A 17,559-nucleotide genomic window follows, 5' to 3' on the forward strand; every position below is an offset into this window, starting at 1 on the left:
GTTGTATTTTTGATTAAATTTGTTAAAGCGAACACGTCTTATACTTAATATGGATAAATATTCCTTTTTAAACGCAGCACACACAGCATATTTTGCTGATTTATATGAACAATACCAATTAAACCCTGATTCTGTAGAGCCAAGTTGGAGAGCCTTTTTTCAAGGTTACGACTTTGGTACTGAAAATTATGGTATGGATGGAGAAATTGCCGAAGGCGTTTCTACACAAATTCCAGAACATGTTCAAAAAGAATTTCAGGTTGTTAAACTTATAGATGGTTACCGTAATAGAGGTCACTTATTTACAAAAACCAATCCTGTAAGAGAGCGTAGAAAATACGCACCTACTTTAGAAATTGAAAATTTTGGATTAACTCAAAATGATTTATCTACAGTTTTTAATGCAGGAGAAATTTTAGGTATTGGGTCTCAAACATTGCAAGAAATTATTAAACACTTAGAAAGTATTTATTGCGATTCTATAGGTGTTGAATATATGTATATTAGAAAACCTGAAGAAATTCAATGGATTCAAAATAAGCTGAATATTAATGATAATCAGCCAAAATTTTCTTCAGATCAAAAAAAGCACATATTAAAAAAACTTAATGAAGCAGTGTCTTTCGAGAGTTTTTTACATACAAAATATGTAGGGCAAAAGCGTTTTTCTCTAGAAGGAGGAGAAGCTTTAATTCCGGCTTTAGATGCTATGATTGAAAAAGCATCAGACTTAGGTGTAGAAGAATTTGTTATGGGAATGGCACATAGAGGTCGTTTAAGTACATTAACAAATATTTTTGGTAAAAGTGCAAAAGACATTTTTAGCGAGTTTGATGGTAAAGATTATGAAGAAGAAGTTTTTGATGGAGATGTAAAATACCACCTAGGTTGGACTAGTAAAAGACAATCCGATTCAGGAAAGGAAATAAGATTAAGTATTGCTCCAAACCCATCACATTTAGAAACTGTTGGTGCGGTTGTAGAAGGAATTGTAAGAGCAAAACAAGATCGTTTTTATAAAGACAACCTTAGTAAAGTATTGCCAATAGTAGTTCATGGAGATGCCGCAATAGCAGGACAAGGTTTAGTGTATGAGGTTGTGCAAATGGCACAATTAGATGGTTATAAAACCAATGGCACAATACATATAGTTGTAAACAATCAAGTTGGTTTTACAACAAACTATTTAGATGCTAGATCAAGTACGTATTGTACAGATGTTGGTAAAGTTACTTTATCACCAGTATTACATGTTAATGCCGATGATGCCGAAGCTGTAGTACACGCCGCTTTATTTGCATTAGATTTTAGAATGCAATTTAAGCGTGATGTATTTATAGATATGTTGGGTTATAGAAAATATGGTCATAATGAAGGAGATGAACCTCGTTTTACACAACCAAAATTATATAAAGCGATTGCAAAACACGCCAATCCAAGAAATATATATGCAGACAAATTAATAGCAGAAGGTGTTATTAATAAAGATCATGTAAAAGAATTAGAAAAAGCATATAAAGATAGTTTAGAAGAAAAACTAGACGCATCAAGAAAAGAAGATAAAACAATTATTACAGAATTCATGGCATCTACTTGGGAGCAATTTGCATCGGTAGATGAGGTGGAAATGATGAAACCTGTAGATACAAAAGTTTCTAAAGATGAATTAGCTAAAATAACTAAAGTTTTATCTAACTTACCAGAAGATAAAAAGTTCATTCGTAAAATTGAAAGACTAGTGCAATCACGCCAAAAAATGTTTGACGACAATCAATTAGATTGGGCAATGGCAGAGCATTTAGCATATGGATCATTATTAACAGAAGGTTATAGTGTTAGAATTTCTGGGCAAGATGTAGAGCGTGGAACGTTTTCACATAGACACGCTGTTGTTAAGGTAGAAGATAGCGAAGAAGAAATTATTTTACATAATAATATAAGCGACAAACAAGGTAATTTTTACATATATAACTCATTATTATCAGAATATGGTGTAGTAGGTTTCGATTATGGTTATGCCATGGCAAGCCCAAAAACATTAACCATTTGGGAAGCACAGTTTGGAGACTTTAGTAATGGAGCACAAATAATGTTAGACCAGTATATTTCGGCTGGAGAAGATAAGTGGAAAACACAAAACGGTTTAGTAATGTTACTGCCGCACGGTTACGAAGGGCAAGGAGCAGAGCATTCTTCTGCAAGAATGGAACGTTATTTACAACTTTGTGCTAAAGACAATATGTATGTAGCAGATTGTACAACTCCAGAAAACATGTTTCACTTGTTGAGAAGGCAAATGAAATCTAATTTTAGAAAACCATTGATAGTTTTCACACCAAAAAGTTTATTACGTCATCCAAAATGTGTATCTACAGTAGATTCTTTTGCAAATGGAAGCTTTAAAATGGTAATTGATGATGAAGCGGTAAACGTAAATAAAGTAAAATCTTTAGTATTTTTAACAGGAAAATTTTATTACGATTTAGACGAAGAACGTGAAAAACTAGGAAGAGATGATATTGCCTTTGTTAGAATAGAGCAATTATTCCCTCTACCTGTTGAAGATATTAAAAAGGTAATAGAAAAATACAATGGCGTAGACGAAATTGTTTGGGCGCAAGAAGAACCAAGAAATATGGGAGCTTACAGCCATATGTTAATGCATTTAGATGCAGCAAAAACATTTAGGTTAGCATCAAGAAGAGCATATGGAGCACCAGCAGCTGGAAGTAGCACAAGATCAAAAAAGCGTCATCAAGAAGTAATAGATTACGTATTTGATAAAACAAAAAATAATCAGCGCTAAGCGCATAAACTAAATAATTATGAAAAAGCTATTATTAATAGTGGCAATACTAACCTTTTCTTTAGGTTTTGCTCAAACAGAAAAAGCAAACTATAAAACTGTAGTTTCAGAATTCCAAACCAATTATAATGAAGGTAATTACCAGGAAATTTATAATATGTTTAATGCTAACCTTCAGAAAACATTAACTTTAGAAAAAACAAAATCATTTTTTAAAACTAATGTTAAAGCAGAAGCTTTAGGTAATATAACTGCAGTAGATTTAAAAGAGATTATAAGAACAGGACATAATTATAAATTCACTTTCGAAAATGGAGCAGGAGAAGCTTATTTTCTTTTAGACGATAATAATAAAATAAGTGGATTACAAATGTATCCAATACAAGAATAACATAACAAAAGTCAAAACAAGACACTAAAACAAAATACAGTACAATGATTTTAGAAATGAAAGTACCTTCGCCAGGCGAATCTATTACAGAAGTTGAAATAGCAGAATGGTTAGTAGAAGATGGTGATTATGTAGAAAAAGATCAAGCTATCGCAGAAGTAGATAGTGACAAAGCCACTTTAGAGCTTCCTGCCGAAGCAAGTGGAACTATTACTTTAAAAGCCGAGGAAGGAGACGCCGTTGCTGTTGGGCAAGTGGTATGTTTAATTGATACTGAAGCAAAAGCACCAGAATCTTCAACTTATGAAGGTGGTGATGAAGGAGGCAACTCTAATGCCGAAAAAGATGTTGCAAAAGATCAAAAGGCCGAACCAAATAAAGAGAACCACGATAAAGCACCAAATCCAGCTAAAGAAACCTATGCATCAGGAGTTGCAAGTCCTGCTGCAAAAAAGATTTTAGCCGAAAAAGGTATGGATGCTAAAACAATTTCGGGTACAGGAAAGGATGGACGTGTAACTAAAGACGATGCTGTAAAAGCAGTGCCATCTATGGGAACACCAACCGGTGGAAACCGTAGCTCATCAAACACTAAAATGTCTATGTTACGTCGTAAAGTAGCAGAGCGTTTAGTTGAGGCTAAAAATACAACAGCGATGTTAACTACTTTTAACGAAGTAGATATGGCTCCAATTTTTGCACTTAGAAAAGAATATAAAGAAAGCTTTAAGGCTAAACATGGTGTTAGCTTAGGTTTTATGTCGTTCTTTTCTTTAGCAGTTGTACGTGCTTTACAAATGTATCCAGCAGTTAATTCTATGATTGATGGAAAAGAAATGAAAAGTTTTGATTTTGTAGATATTAGTATCGCCGTTTCTGGACCTAAAGGATTAATGGTTCCTGTAATTAGAAATGCAGAAAACTTAACTTTTAGAGGTATAGAATCTGAAGTAAAACGTTTGGCTTTAAGAGCTCGAGATGGACAAATTACTGTAGATGAAATGACAGGAGGTACATTTACCATTACTAATGGAGGTGTATTTGGAAGTATGTTATCTACACCTATTATTAATCCACCACAAAGTGGAATTTTAGGAATGCATAACATTATCGAGCGACCAATTGCAGTAGATGGTCAGGTGGTTATACATCCAATGATGTATGTTGCATTATCTTACGATCATAGAATTATTGATGGTAAAGAGAGTGTAGGTTTCTTAGTCGCTGTTAAAGAGGCTTTAGAGAACCCAGTAGAAATATTAATGAATAATGATGTTAAAAAAGCATTAGAGCTTTAATAACAAGTTAATATAATGTAAAAAGCTCCTTAATTAAGGAGCTTTTTTGTTTTTTAAAACAAATCATTTTCTAAAGAAATTATTTTGTTTTTCAATGCATATATAACTAATCCGGCAACATTTTTTACTTCTGTTTTTGCAAGTAAATTATTGCGATGTCCTTCAACAGTTCTTGGGCTTATAAAAAGTTTTTCAGAAATATCATTAGTTGTGTATTGTTTACAAATTAACTCTAAAACTTCAATTTCTCGCTTAGTAAAATAATTAGAATCAAATGTAGATTTTATCTTTTGGTCTTTTGGATTTGTAATACTTTCATGAATGTATTTTAGAACTTGTTCATCGTAATAAAAGCCTTTTTTGTAAACTTCTTTAATTGTTTTAATCATTAATTTTGGAGTACTATTTTTGGCTAAATAAGCAACAGCTCCAATAGAAATCATGTTTAAAATAAAAGGCTTGCTAAAATAGCTTGTTAGCGCTATTACTTTTATTTCAGGAAATTCCTTTTTAATAATTTTTGTAACCTCAATACCATTAATTCCTGGCATTTTTAAATCTGTAACAATTATTTCTGGATGTGTTTTAGATGTTCTTAACTTTTTGATTAATTGGTCTCCACTTTCTGCATCAAACAAAATATTTATATCTTCTTCGTTTGAAATAATAGCTTTTAAGCCTTGCAGAAATAGCAATTCATCATCTGCTAATGCTATGTTAATTTTGCTCATGATATTTACATTGTACTTTAAAAAGACTTCCCTTGTTTTTTGTGCTTTCAATTTTAAGTGTTCCGTTTAAAATTTTAACTCGGCTATTTATATTTTGCAACCCAATACCATTTTTTTTGCAAATACTTTTAACGTTAAAACCAATACCATTATCTTGAAAATGAATTATAAAACCTTTTTGGTTATCTTCTATAAAAATAGCAAGCTCATTAGCCTTACCGTGTCTAATAGAATTATTAATAAGTTCTTGAACAATTCTAAATACATGAAGATGATTTGTTTCTGAAAGCCTTGTTAACTCATCTATATTATGTTCAATATCAATAGTAGTATGTGTCGAAACATTCTCAAAAAGTTCTTCTAAAGCTACTTTAAGTCCAAATTTATCTAAAATTGGAGGCATTAAATCGTGTGCAATTTTACGTGAACTTTCTAATGTTGTTGAGGTGATTTCTAGTATTTGATTTAACGATGCTCTTTGCTTATCGGTAATAGAAGAATCGTCTAAAAGCATATTGGTAGAGAGGCTAACAATATTAAGTTTAGAGCTTATTGCATCATGTAGATCTTGCGAAATTCTTTTACGTTCGGTTTCTTGAATAGCAATAGATGTTTGTAATATTTTTTGTTGGTTTTCAAGTTTTAAGTCTACTTTTTCTAGCTCTTTTTGTAATATTTTTCGTCTTGAGTAATGAAAAAATATAATTAGTCCAGTAGTTATTAAAACTAAAAATATAATGCTATACACTAGCGCCTGTATAATTAATTTTTCGTTTTCCATAAACTAATTCTCCACTCAAATAATATTAATAAAAGATAACCAATATAAAATACCTTGTTTAAAACCCATACATTATTTGCTAAAGACCTATCTATAGAATTAATTAAATTTCCTAAGATAAATATAAGTGTGCTTACAGATAAGTAAATTAATATTGCTGAATTTATATACATGTATTTTCCAGGTTTTCCTAAAGAATTATATAAATGAATGATTGAATAAATTACTAAAGGTAGTGACGTTATTAAAATTTCTAATAAGTTAAACTTATAAAATAATGATACGTTAGAGTAATATTGAATAACTAAAATTACGGTTATTATAACAAAATTAATGTTAACCCAATTTTTTTGTGTTTTAGTAAAAAACTTTTTGTAAAAAAGGGATAAAAAGATAAACTGAAAAATAAAATAAAAATGAGATAAAAATAAATTATTAGTCTTATTGAAATATTCAATTATTACTATACTTAAACTTAACACTAAAAAAGTAAGGTTTAAGTATATTGAAAAATATCTAAGAGCTTTATCTTTTTTATTTTTTAAATAACTATAGGAGTATAGTAATGCATTTATAAATAGCAGAATAACACCTAAATTTTCAAATACGTCATCAAATATTTTTTTCAAATTTTTATGGGTTGTATAAAGGACTATTAGGGTCACACTCACTTGGACATGGAGCAGTAAAATCGTAAACACCGCTTCCTTTTAGTGCAGAAACAGCTGTTTCTACAGCCTTATCTTTACACCCTGATGGCCTTTCACCTTCTATTATATCTCTGTGTTTACCAGTGCAATCTACCTTTGTGCCTACAATTAGTAATTTTTCAGTTTCTGGACTTGCTGGTGTTCCTTCTGGTCTTTTAATAGCCATATAAGCGCGTACTCCAGAATTCTCTACATTATTAAGTGTATAATTTCCATCTCCATCATTTACAAATACTTCCATTTCTTCTAAACAAGCAATAAGATCGCCTGCTGGAATTAAAAAGGCTTTGGCATGCGTTGTATTTTCGTGTTGCCATTTTCTAGCATATATTATTGCTTTATCAATATCAACTGGTCTTGTACTCATAATATTAGGTTTTTTTCGATTAATAGAATTTAAAGTTACTGAAATAAAGTTTAAATAAATAGAACGATATAAAAATCAGGTATTTATACTTGCTTTATGCTTCGAGTGTTTTCTCTCTGTTTTAAAGTATTGATAGTCAGTATATTTGAAAGTGTTATTAATCAACAAAAACTTAATATTATGGAACAGTACATCGCACAAATTATTATGTTTGCAGGTAATTTTGCACCAAGAGGTTGGGCATTATGTGACGGCCAATTATTACCAATAGCACAAAACCAAGCACTATTTTCTCTTTTAGGTACAACATATGGAGGTGATGGTAGGACAACTTTTGGATTGCCAGATCTTAGAGGTAGAGTGCCTATTCATGCAGGTACTGGTCCAGGTTTAACTACTGTTAGATTGGGTCAAAAAGGTGGTTCTGAAACTAATCAACTATCGGTAAATCAATTACCAGAACATAATCATACAGGAGCAGTGCAAGCTGTAAGCCCAATTCCTAGAGGAGAGAATACTGGACCTAATCCTGAAAATGCATATATAGCTGAAGGTGGTGTATTTGCTATGGGAAATAATGCAACAATGGCTGCAGATAGTGTTACAATTGGAAAAACAGGAGGGAACCTACCTGTAAATAATATCCAGCCTTATCAATCTGTAAACTATATTATTGCTTTGGTGGGTATTTTTCCACCTCGAAATTAACATTAATTAAGGGCAAGTAATGTATTTTCTTGCCTTTATTTTTCCTGAATTTCAATTTAATTTTAAATAAATATATATGATGAAAAATTACTCTTTTACAACAAAAACCTTATTCAAATTAACATTTAGCTGCTTTTTGCTATTGTTTTATTTTAATGGTAATGCTCAAACTTTAAATTTCACTATCGATAATGCTGTTGATAATAATACTTCTATTACCGAAACATTAACAGATGGTACAGACACTTATATATTAACAGCCGATGTTCCTGGTTCTGGTGCTGAAACTTTAGATAATTTGGGTGGAAATGATTTAATATTTTACTTTGGTAGTGGCGCATCTATTAATACTTTTTTTATAACAATAACTAAAAACGGTAGCCCAGTAGCTTTTACATTAAATGGTATTGATTACGATACTTTAGAGGATGGTTTTATATCTATTGTTAATCAAGATGATGCAGAAATTTCAGCAAATCAAGAGTATTTATTTGGTGGTGGAGCAATTAATATAACTAACACAACCAATGCAATGAATATTTCTGAATTTAAAATTATACAACCAGATATAAGTGATAATACCGATTTTGGTTTTCATAATATTAATGTAACAATTGGAGAAACTTTAAATATAGAAGCGTTTGCAATGTTAGAAAATACCATTTCTATTTTTCCAAATCCATCTAACGGAAACATTACAATTAAAAACTCTAGTATATCTTTAAAAAATGTAACTGTTACAGATATTAACGGTCGTATTATTACTTCTCAAAATTTAAATGGAATAACTACAGATAAAAATTTAGATTTAAGTTCTAAGCTATCTTCTGGTTTATATTTAATTAATATTTCTACAGAAAGTGCGTCAATAGTAAAAAAACTTATTATTCAGTAGTATAATGAATATAAAAAAGCTCCTTTAAAAGGAGCTTTTTTTATATTTTAATTTGTCTTTCAATTTGCTGGTCTAATGAGATAAATGTTTCTGTTCTCGAAACACCAGAGATAGATTGAATATCGCTATTTAATAAATGCATTAAATGCTCATTATCTTTACAAAGTATTTTAATAAAAATACTCCAATTTCCCGTAGTGTAATGGCATTCTAAAACTTCTGGTATTTTTTTTAATTGTTTCACAGCATCTGGATTGCTAACAGCTTTATCTAAGTATACGCCAACAAAAGCCATTGTAGTGTAACCTAAAACTTTAGGGTTTATTATAAATTTTGATCCAGCTATTAAGCCAGATTTTTCAAGTTTTCTTAAGCGTTGATGTATTGCCGCACCAGAAATACCAACCTGTCTAGCAATTTCTAAAACAGAAGTTCTTGCATCTGTCATTAAAGCACGAAGTATCTTCTTATCGATACCATCTATGTGTATGTTTTGATTTATAACTTTCAAAGCTTGTTTGTGTTTTCAAATTAAAACATAAAAGTACTAAAATAGTACTAAACTAAAATTGTTATTTAATTTTATGTAAATATATATAATAGAACTTTTCTAAGTGTGAATTAATTTATTAAACATGTAAAGGATTATATCCTAAATATGGCACTTTTTTTTCATTAAAAATTATGCCGTATTCTTCAAGTTCTTTTAAGATAGGTTCGTAAACTTCTTTGTTTATTGGTCTTAAAACTCCAGGAGTAGTTATTTTATTATTTAGTATTGCCAATGTTGCAATGGCAACTGGTAAGCCAACTGTTTTAGACATAGCCGTATAGGTTTGGTCTTCGCCAAGAGCTACCATTGTTGCATCAATTTGGTGTTTTTTACCGTTTAATTCGTACCCAAATTTATGGTACATCACAATCATGTCTTTATCTGTAGGCTCAAGTGTCCAACTATCCATTAGTATTTTTTGTAAAATTTGAGCAGGAGTAGCCTTATCTAGTTCAACCATTTTTTTTGCGCTGAAAATATCCAACTCAACAAATTTATCCCATATAATATCGTCTTGATCAATTTTTAATGCATGTCTAAATTTTAACTCTACAGAGTCTGTTGGGCTATAAGGTAAAAACGAATTTACAAAATCTCGGTAAGTCATATTCTTACTGTCATCTATAGTATAACTATCATCAGTCATGCCTAAAGCAGCAAATACATTCCAAGCACGACTAAAGCCTACTCGTCTTATTGTTCCTCTATATAATGTTTTAACATCTTCAAGACCATAAATATCTTGATACTTTAAAGAGTCTCTATTTGCATAAGCTTCAAAACGACCAAAACCATCAACATCTAAAAATTCTGTTCTTCTAAACAATCTATTGTAAGGAATATATTTGTAAGTTCCTTCTTGTAAAAATTTAGCAGCACTTCCTTGTCCTGCAAGTACCACATTTCTTGGATTCCAAGTAAATTTATAATTCCATAAATTATTATCACTTTCTGGAGCAACTAATCCACCTGTAAAAGATTCAAATAAAATTAATTTTCCACCTTGCTCTTCTATACGATCTATAACATGCATAGCGCTCATGTGGTCAATACCAGGATCTACTCCAATTTCGTTCATAAATATCAAGCCTTTATTTATTGCTTGTGTATTTAATGCTTGCATCTCATCACTAACATAAGATGCAGTAACCATGTTTTTATTATAAGTAATACAATCTTTAGCTACTTCAATATGGTAACGAGCTGGTAGCATAGAAATAACAATATCTGCAGCTTTAACGGCTTCTACTCTAGATTTTTGGTTAAAAACATCCAAGGCAATAGCAGTTGTATTTTTATGATTTCTTGTAAGTTTGGAAGCATTTCCAATATTTAAATCTCCAACTGTAATATAAAGATTCTCGGTTTCAGATTTATCTAAAAGGTATTTTATTAAATAGGAAGCAGATTTTCCAGAACCAATAACTAAAATATTTCTCATATTATGGATTGTTAAGTATTTTTGAGTTTTAATGCGAATGTAATAAATTGAAGTGTTATTTAATCTTAAAATATAAATATATATGAATAAAAAGGTGTTAATTCTTGGTTCTGTTTTTGGTCTTTTAGCAGTTATAATTGGAGCTTTTGCAGCTCATGGTTTAAAACCTAAAATATCGCCTTCATCCTTTCAATCTTTTGAAACTGGAGTGCGTTATCAAATGTATCATGCTCTTTTTTTGTTATTTATAGGAGGATTCAATAATATTTCAGAAAAAACAAAAAAATATATTTTTTACTTAATAGGCTTTGGTGTTTTATTTTTTTCTGGATCAATTTATTGTTTAGCAACAAATGGGTTAACTGCAATTAATTTTAGCTCAATAGGTTTTATTACGCCAATTGGCGGGTTATTACTTATCTTGTCTTGGCTGTTTTTATTTATTGAATTTGTAAAAAAGACTGATAAATAATATGTAATTTTATCAAAATCTCATATTTATGTGTAATTTTGCATATAAATTATAATATAAACTATGGTAACGCATACACAATCTATGAAAACGATTTCGTTAGAAAAGTACGGTATTAAGAATGCTACTGTTCGATATCAATTAAGTCCTAAAGAATTACAAGGAATTACAATCGAGAAAGATCAAGGTGTAGAAACAGCCAATGGAACACTTGCTGTAAATACAGGTGAATTTACTGGGCGATCTCCAATGGATCGTTTTATTGTAAAAGACAATATTACAAAAGACCGCGTTTGGTGGGGAGATATTAATATCCCTTTTGATGCTGATAAGTTTGATAAACTTTACAAGAAGGTTGTAGATTATTTATCTGAAAAAGAGGTGTTTGTAAGAGATAGTTATGCTTGTGCAGACGAAGATTATAAACTAAATATTCGTGTTATAAACGAGTTTCCTTGGAGCAACATGTTTGCGTATAATATGTTTTTACGTCCTACAGAAGCAGAGTTAGAAAACTTTAGTCCAGAGTGGACCATAGTAAATGCTCCAGGATTTATGGCAGTTGCAGAAGAAGATGGTACAAGACAACATAATTTTGCAATTTTAAATTTTGAAAAGAAAATAGCTTTAATTGGTGGTACTGGTTATACAGGAGAGATTAAAAAAGGAATATTTTCTGCTTTAAATTTTATACTTCCAGTATTTAAAAACACTTTACCAATGCACTGTAGTGCTAATGTAGGTAAAGATGGAGATACAGCAATTTTCTTTGGATTATCGGGTACAGGAAAAACTACATTATCTACAGATCCAGAAAGAAGTTTAATAGGTGATGATGAGCATGGTTGGACAGCAGAAAACACTGTGTTTAACTTTGAAGGCGGTTGTTATGCTAAAGTAATTAACCTTTCTCAAGAACAAGAACCAGAAATATTCGCAGCAATAAAAGAAGGTGCTATTCTTGAAAATGTAAAAATGAATGCAGAAGGAGAAGTAGATTTTGAAGATACTTCTATTACACAAAATACGCGTGTAAGTTACCCAATATATCATATCGAAAACATAAAAAAACCATCTATAGGTAAAAACCCAAAAAACATTTTCTTTTTAACAGCAGATGCTTTTGGTGTATTGCCTCCAATATCTAAATTAACACCAGCTCAAGCAGCATACCATTTTATTTCTGGATATACTGCAAAAGTAGCAGGAACAGAAGCAGGAGTAAAAGAACCACAACCTTCTTTTTCTGCTTGTTTTGGAGCACCGTTTATGCCATTACATCCAACTAAATATGCCGAGATGTTAAGTAAAAAAATGCTTGAGGCAAATGTAAATGTTTGGTTAGTTAATACAGGATGGTCTGGTGGTGCATATGGTGTTGGAAAACGTATGAAATTAAAATACACTCGCGCCATGATTAATGCTGTTTTAAATGGTGATTTAGGTTTATATAACTACGACGATTACCATATTCATTCTGTATTTGGTGTGGCACAACCAAGAACATGTCCTGGAGTACCAACCGAAGTATTGAGCCCGAGAGCAACTTGGAATGACGATAAAGCTTATTATGATACAGCATTTAAATTAGCCAATGCATTTAGAAAAAACTTTAAACAGTTTGAAGATAATGCAAGCGAAGAAATAAGACGTGGTGGACCGCAACGCTACGGTTACTAAAATAAATAATTATCTGCTAAACTAAAAAAGGCTTCTCTATTAATAGAGAAGCCTTTTTTAATCTATTTATTATTATAGAATATTATTTTTTATTAGCAGCAGTTATATATTTTTTTAGAGCCATTGTCATAGAAGGTGTTTCTGGAGTTGGAGCAGCAATATCTACTCTTAATCCTTTTGCTTCTACAGCTTTAACTGTTGTGTTACCAAATACTGCTATACGTGTGTCGTTTTGTTTAAAATCTGGGAAGTTATGAAATAATGAATCTATACCACTTGGGCTAAAGAACACTAATATATCATAAGTTACATTTTCTAAATCAGATAAGTCACTAATTACCGTTCTATAAAAAACAGCTTCTTTCCAGTTTACACCTAACTTGTTTAAAACTTCAGGTACTTCTGCTTTTAATTTATCTGCTGCAGGTAATAAAAATGATTCGTCTTTATACTTTTTAATTAATGGCGAAAGCTCTGTAAATGTACGTTTACCAACATATATTTTACGCTTTCTATATACCACATATTTTTGTAGATAGTATGCGACAGCTTCAGATTGACAAAAGTATTTCATACTATCTGGAACTTTAAAACGCATTTCTTCGGCCACTCTAAAAAAGTGATCCACGGCATTTCTACTTGTTAAAATAATAGCAGTAAACTTACTAAGATCAATTTTTTGTTGTCTTATTTCTTTAGATGGGACACCTTCAACATGAATAAACGGACGAAAATCTATTTTAACTTTCTGTCTTTCAGACAAGTCGAAATATGGCGAATTTTCAATTTTAGGTTCCGGTTGCGATACTAAAATGGTTTTCACTTTCATATTTTTAATAGCTTTTTTAGGCCTTATTGTAGCGTATATAACTTATACAAAACTAGATAAGGTGAAATTTCGAGTGCGCAAAGGTACAAAATAAAATAGAACCAATTCCTTTTTATTTTTTTTAGATTATTTTTTATAAATAATAATATGCCATAGCTGTTTATTATTAATAAAATTATAACAAATAAAGTGGTGTTAAAATACGTTGGTTGCCACGAATAAATTAAAATAGCATTTATAGCAATTAATAGTAATCCTATAAAATTTTTATAACTTACTTTTTGAAAAATATAGCTTTCTATTATAGTATCTATACTAAGAATACTGCCTATTAAACGCTCTAATAAAATTTTAATAAGTAATAAAGCGCCAATACCAAAAGCTAATTTTGGAGGTAATAAATAATTAGATTCTACTATGTTTACGTTTAAGTTAAAACATAGTAAACAAAATATAGACAGGCCAAGTATAAGATTAATAAAAAGGAGTCCCTCAAATAAATCAAAAAACTTTTGTTCTCTAGAATACACTTTTATATAGCGAAAGTTTACTAATAACGATAAAAAATCGTAAAATCTTTTAGGAAACAAAAATTTAGCTATAGCAACTATAATTAAGCAAATTACTAATAGTATTGTATATAATTCAGTAGAAAGGACTTCTCTTAACATGCTGTAAAATTATTATAAAATTCTTAAGGAGTCACATCATTTATTAAGAAATATTTATAAAAAACTAACTCCCAAATATGTACATTTGTCTCAAATTAAAAGCAGGAAATGCAAGACGCTGTTGTAATTATACCAACTTATAATGAAATTGAAAATATAGAATCTATTATAGAGGCTGTGTTTAAGCAAGAAAAAGCATTTCATGTTTTGGTTGTAGACGATAATTCTCCAGATGGCACAGCTAAAAAAGTAAAGGAACTCCAGCAAAAATATTCTAATTCTTTATTCTTAGAGGTTAGAAATAAAAAATCTGGTTTAGGTACTGCATATATTCATGGTTTTAAATGGTGTTTACAAAGAGACTATCAATACATTTTTGAAATGGATGCCGATTTCTCTCATAACCCAAAGGATTTAATAAGGTTGTACAACGCTTGTTATATTAACGGAGCAGATATAAGCATTGGTTCACGATATGTAAAAGGAGTTAATGTTGTAAACTGGCCTTTAAGTAGAATTATCTTATCTTATGGAGCATCAATGTATGTTAGACTAATTACAGGAATGCGAATTAAAGATAGCACCGCTGGATTTATATGTTACCAAAGAGAAGTGTTAAAAAATATAAATTTAGACGATATTAAATTTATAGGTTATGCATTTCAAATTGAAATGAAATTTAAAGCCTATTTAAAGCATTTTAAAATTGTTGAAGTACCAGTTATTTTTACAGATAGAACAAAAGGGCAGTCTAAATTAAGTACCGGTATTATTTCAGAGGCCATATTTGGAGTAATATCAATGAAGTTAAAAAGTTTATTCAATAAATAATAAAATGAGCAATAAAATAACACTTATTAAAAACGCCAAGATTGTAAACGAAGGCACCATTTTTAATGGAGATATACTAATAGAAGGTGAGTTTATTACCCAAATAGATACCTCTATAAGTGCTAAGTCGGCAGATGTGAATGTGTTTGATGCAGAAGGTAAATATGTACTTCCAGGAATGATAGACGATCAAGTTCATTTTAGAGAACCAGGTTTAACACATAAAGCAAATATAGAAACAGAGTCTCGTGCAGCCATTGCAGGTGGTATTACTTCGTTTATAGAAATGCCAAATACCAATCCGCAAACCACAACTATAGAGAAACTTAACGATAAATTCGCTATAGCAAAAGAAACAGCTTATGCTAACTATTCTTTTATGTTTGGTGGCACAAATGATAATTTAGACGAAATTCTAAAAGTAGACCCTAAGCAAGTTGCAGGACTAAAATTATTTTTAGGTTCTTCTACAGGAAATATGTTAGTAGATAATCCAGAAGTAATAGAAAAAATATTTTCTAGCACAGATTTGTTAATCTCTGTACACTGTGAAGACGAAGCAACAATTAAAGCTAATACCGAGATTTATAAAGAACGTTACGGTGACGATATACCAGTAAATTTGCATCCAATTATTAGGAGCGAAGAAGCTTGTTATTTATCATCTTCTAAAGCTATCGAACTGGCTAAAAAAACAGGAGCAAGATTACACGTTTTTCATCTTTCAACAGGAAAAGAAACGGCTCTTTTTACAAATAAAATACCTTTAAAAGATAAAAAAATTACTGCCGAAGTTTGTATCCACCATTTATGGTTTAGCGATAAAGATTACGATGAAAAAGGCACTTTAATAAAATGGAATCCAGCGGTAAAAACAGAAAAAGATAAAGAACAATTATTAAAAGCATTGTTAGACGACAGAATAGATGTAATAGCAACAGACCATGCACCACACACTATTGAAGAAAAAAATAATGTGTACACAAAAGCACCTTCTGGAGGACCATTAGTACAACACGCTTTACCTGCTTTGTTAGAAATGCACCATCGTGGTCAAATTTCTATAGAAAAGATTGTAGAAAAAACGGCTCATAATCCTGCTATTTTATTTGAAGTTGAAAAACGTGGCTATGTAAAAGAAGGCTATTATGCAGATTTAGTAGTAGTAGATTTAAACAATCCTTGGACAGTTAAAAAAGACAATATTTTATATAAATGTGGTTGGTCTCCTTTTGAAGGTACAACATTTAAATCTCGTATAACACATACCTTTGTAAATGGAGGTTTAGCATATAAAAATTTTAAGTTTTACGATGCTAAATATGCAAAACAACTAACTTTTAATAGGTAAAATAACGGTTATGAAAATAAATCACTTGTTATTTTTGCTAGTATTTTTAACATTGAGCTCTTGTTTTAATGTTGAAAAACCCGAAAAACCAAAAAACCTTATCACAGAAGATAATATGGTTAATATCTTGGTAGATATGGCAATTATGTCTTCAGCAAAAGGAGTAAATAAGAGTAAAATTGAAAAAAATGGCATTGTTCCAGACCAATATATTTATGATAAAAATAATACCGATAGTCTAACATTTGCAGAGAGCAATGCCTATTATGCATACGATATAAAGAAATACGATATTATTTATAATCGTGTAAAAGATAGTTTAACAACAATAAGAGAAGGCTATAAAGAAATTCTTGAAAAAGAAAAAGCAGAAAAAAAGATTAAAGATTCTATTAAAAATGCTAAAGCTAAAATAGAAAAAGGAAAGAACTTAAATAATAAGCAATTAAAGTCTTTAAACGATACTAAATTAATACCTAAAAAAATTACAGATTAATTTTTATTTAAATAAACTTCACATGTTTTTTCTATCTAATTATAGCTGTTGTCAATATGTAAATTAAACACAAATTAAATGAAAATTAAATCTCTTTTTATATTTATAACTTTTTGGTTTGCATTTTCTTGCGTAACACATCTGCCCTTTTCTAGTGCAAAAAGTAAAAGAGAGTCTATTAAAAACATTAAGGATTATATTCATTTTAATAAGAATGAATTTAATAGTATTAAAAATAACGACTCTATTCTCTATGAAATGTCCTTATCTATAGAAAAAGAAATGGATTCAAAATTAATAAAAAGACGTTTAGATTCTTTTCTATTAAATAGTTATAGTAAAAAAGAATTTTTACATATGTTAAAACTGGATAGGGTAAGTAATGGTTGGGTTTTTGAACTTGATCGCAATGCAGATGAAAGTAAACTTTTAAAAATTGATTCTTTTGAAGAATTAGAAGTGTTTATGAAAAAAATGGATAGTAGTTTTAGTGGAAAAAACAGAATAAAGATTAAATCTGATACTTTAAGCCCAAAAGATTAGAAACT

The 17,559-nt window shown here is 30.2% G+C and carries 18 protein-coding genes; 11 read left to right on the top strand and 7 right to left on the bottom strand.

Annotation, left to right across the window (positions count from 1 at the left end):
* Nucleotides 1-49: 49 nt before the first annotated feature.
* Genes CLV86_RS05905 through odhB form a run of 3 tightly spaced genes read left to right on the top strand, consistent with a single transcriptional unit; the run spans nt 50 to nt 4,495 of the window.
* Nucleotides 50-2,806 carry a 2-oxoglutarate dehydrogenase E1 component gene (locus CLV86_RS05905; protein ID WP_121050756.1) on the top strand — a complete coding sequence of 919 codons (2,757 nt, stop codon included), beginning with the start codon at nt 50-52 and terminating at the stop codon, nt 2,804-2,806.
* 19 nt (nt 2,807-2,825) lie between these two features.
* On the top strand, nt 2,826-3,197 hold the full coding sequence (locus CLV86_RS05910; protein WP_076731882.1) for a DUF3887 domain-containing protein: 372 nt from the start codon (nt 2,826-2,828) through the stop codon (nt 3,195-3,197).
* Between the two features lie 44 nt (nt 3,198-3,241).
* A complete protein-coding gene (gene odhB / locus CLV86_RS05915) occupies nt 3,242-4,495 on the top strand; it encodes a 2-oxoglutarate dehydrogenase complex dihydrolipoyllysine-residue succinyltransferase (protein ID WP_121050759.1) in 1,254 nt (417 codons plus the stop codon).
* Between the two features lie 53 nt (nt 4,496-4,548).
* On the opposite strand, the gene CLV86_RS05920 is transcribed toward odhB, so the two are convergent.
* The 3 genes from CLV86_RS05920 to CLV86_RS05935 form a co-directional block, all read right to left on the bottom strand.
* Nucleotides 4,549-5,226, bottom strand: a complete 678-nt coding sequence (locus tag CLV86_RS05920) for a response regulator transcription factor (RefSeq protein ID WP_346226787.1) — start codon at nt 5,224-5,226, stop codon at nt 4,549-4,551.
* Nucleotides 5,213-6,007, bottom strand: a complete 795-nt coding sequence (locus CLV86_RS05925; RefSeq protein WP_121050761.1) for a sensor histidine kinase — start codon at nt 6,005-6,007, stop codon at nt 5,213-5,215. Before CLV86_RS05925 ends, CLV86_RS05920 begins: the two co-directional genes overlap by 14 nt.
* A gap of 633 nt (nt 6,008-6,640) precedes the next feature.
* Nucleotides 6,641-7,084 (bottom strand): hypothetical protein, encoded by a 444-nt coding sequence (locus CLV86_RS05935; protein ID WP_121050767.1) that lies wholly within the window; start codon nt 7,082-7,084, stop codon nt 6,641-6,643.
* 180 nt (nt 7,085-7,264) lie between these two features.
* Between CLV86_RS05935 and CLV86_RS05940 the strand changes: the two genes are divergently transcribed.
* Entirely contained in the window at nt 7,265-7,792 is a 528-nt protein-coding gene (locus CLV86_RS05940) for a phage tail protein (protein ID WP_121050770.1), read from the top strand.
* 76 nt (nt 7,793-7,868) lie between these two features.
* On the top strand, nt 7,869-8,687 hold the full coding sequence (locus CLV86_RS05945; RefSeq protein WP_121050773.1) for a T9SS type A sorting domain-containing protein: 819 nt from the start codon (nt 7,869-7,871) through the stop codon (nt 8,685-8,687).
* A gap of 40 nt (nt 8,688-8,727) precedes the next feature.
* Here the strand turns inward: CLV86_RS05945 and CLV86_RS05950 are convergent, their stop codons facing one another.
* Together CLV86_RS05950 and CLV86_RS05955 are read right to left on the bottom strand one after the other, a co-directional pair.
* Nucleotides 8,728-9,198, bottom strand: coding sequence for an Lrp/AsnC family transcriptional regulator (locus CLV86_RS05950; protein WP_076731889.1), 471 nt, complete (start codon nt 9,196-9,198; stop codon nt 8,728-8,730).
* A gap of 118 nt (nt 9,199-9,316) precedes the next feature.
* Nucleotides 9,317-10,681, bottom strand: coding sequence for a saccharopine dehydrogenase family protein (locus CLV86_RS05955; protein ID WP_121050776.1), 1,365 nt, complete (start codon nt 10,679-10,681; stop codon nt 9,317-9,319).
* 82 nt (nt 10,682-10,763) lie between these two features.
* On the opposite strand from CLV86_RS05955, the gene CLV86_RS05960 reads away from it, so the two are divergent.
* Both CLV86_RS05960 and pckA read left to right on the top strand, forming a co-directional pair.
* On the top strand, nt 10,764-11,153 hold the full coding sequence (locus CLV86_RS05960; protein ID WP_121050779.1) for a DUF423 domain-containing protein: 390 nt from the start codon (nt 10,764-10,766) through the stop codon (nt 11,151-11,153).
* A 63-nt stretch (nt 11,154-11,216) separates the two neighbouring features.
* Entirely contained in the window at nt 11,217-12,833 is a 1,617-nt protein-coding gene (gene pckA, locus CLV86_RS05965; RefSeq protein ID WP_121050782.1) for a phosphoenolpyruvate carboxykinase (ATP), read from the top strand.
* A gap of 82 nt (nt 12,834-12,915) precedes the next feature.
* Here the strand turns inward: pckA and CLV86_RS05970 are convergent, their stop codons facing one another.
* Nucleotides 12,916-13,662 carry a uroporphyrinogen-III synthase gene (locus CLV86_RS05970; RefSeq protein WP_121050784.1) on the bottom strand — a complete coding sequence of 249 codons (747 nt, stop codon included), beginning with the start codon at nt 13,660-13,662 and terminating at the stop codon, nt 12,916-12,918.
* Between the two features lie 23 nt (nt 13,663-13,685).
* Nucleotides 13,686-14,333: a DUF4271 domain-containing protein gene (locus CLV86_RS05975; RefSeq protein ID WP_121050788.1), complete on the bottom strand. Its 648-nt coding sequence runs from the start codon at nt 14,331-14,333 to the stop codon at nt 13,686-13,688.
* A 108-nt stretch (nt 14,334-14,441) separates the two neighbouring features.
* Between CLV86_RS05975 and CLV86_RS05980 the strand changes: the two genes are divergently transcribed.
* From CLV86_RS05980 to CLV86_RS05995, 4 genes are all read left to right on the top strand, one after another.
* Complete coding sequence (locus CLV86_RS05980) at nt 14,442-15,164, top strand: polyprenol monophosphomannose synthase (RefSeq protein WP_121050791.1); 723 nt, start codon at nt 14,442-14,444, stop codon at nt 15,162-15,164.
* Between the two features lie 4 nt (nt 15,165-15,168).
* A complete protein-coding gene (locus tag CLV86_RS05985) occupies nt 15,169-16,515 on the top strand; it encodes a dihydroorotase (RefSeq protein ID WP_121050794.1) in 1,347 nt (448 codons plus the stop codon).
* A 52-nt stretch (nt 16,516-16,567) separates the two neighbouring features.
* Nucleotides 16,568-17,011, top strand: a complete 444-nt coding sequence (locus CLV86_RS05990) for a DUF4296 domain-containing protein (protein WP_170148511.1) — start codon at nt 16,568-16,570, stop codon at nt 17,009-17,011.
* A 78-nt stretch (nt 17,012-17,089) separates the two neighbouring features.
* Nucleotides 17,090-17,554, top strand: coding sequence for a hypothetical protein (locus CLV86_RS05995; RefSeq protein ID WP_121050800.1), 465 nt, complete (start codon nt 17,090-17,092; stop codon nt 17,552-17,554).
* Nucleotides 17,555-17,559: the final 5 nt, after the last annotated feature.

Origin of the sequence: Lacinutrix venerupis, from assembly GCF_003663945.1 — a bacterium.
Classification (GTDB): Bacteria; Bacteroidota; Bacteroidia; order Flavobacteriales; family Flavobacteriaceae; genus Lacinutrix; species Lacinutrix venerupis.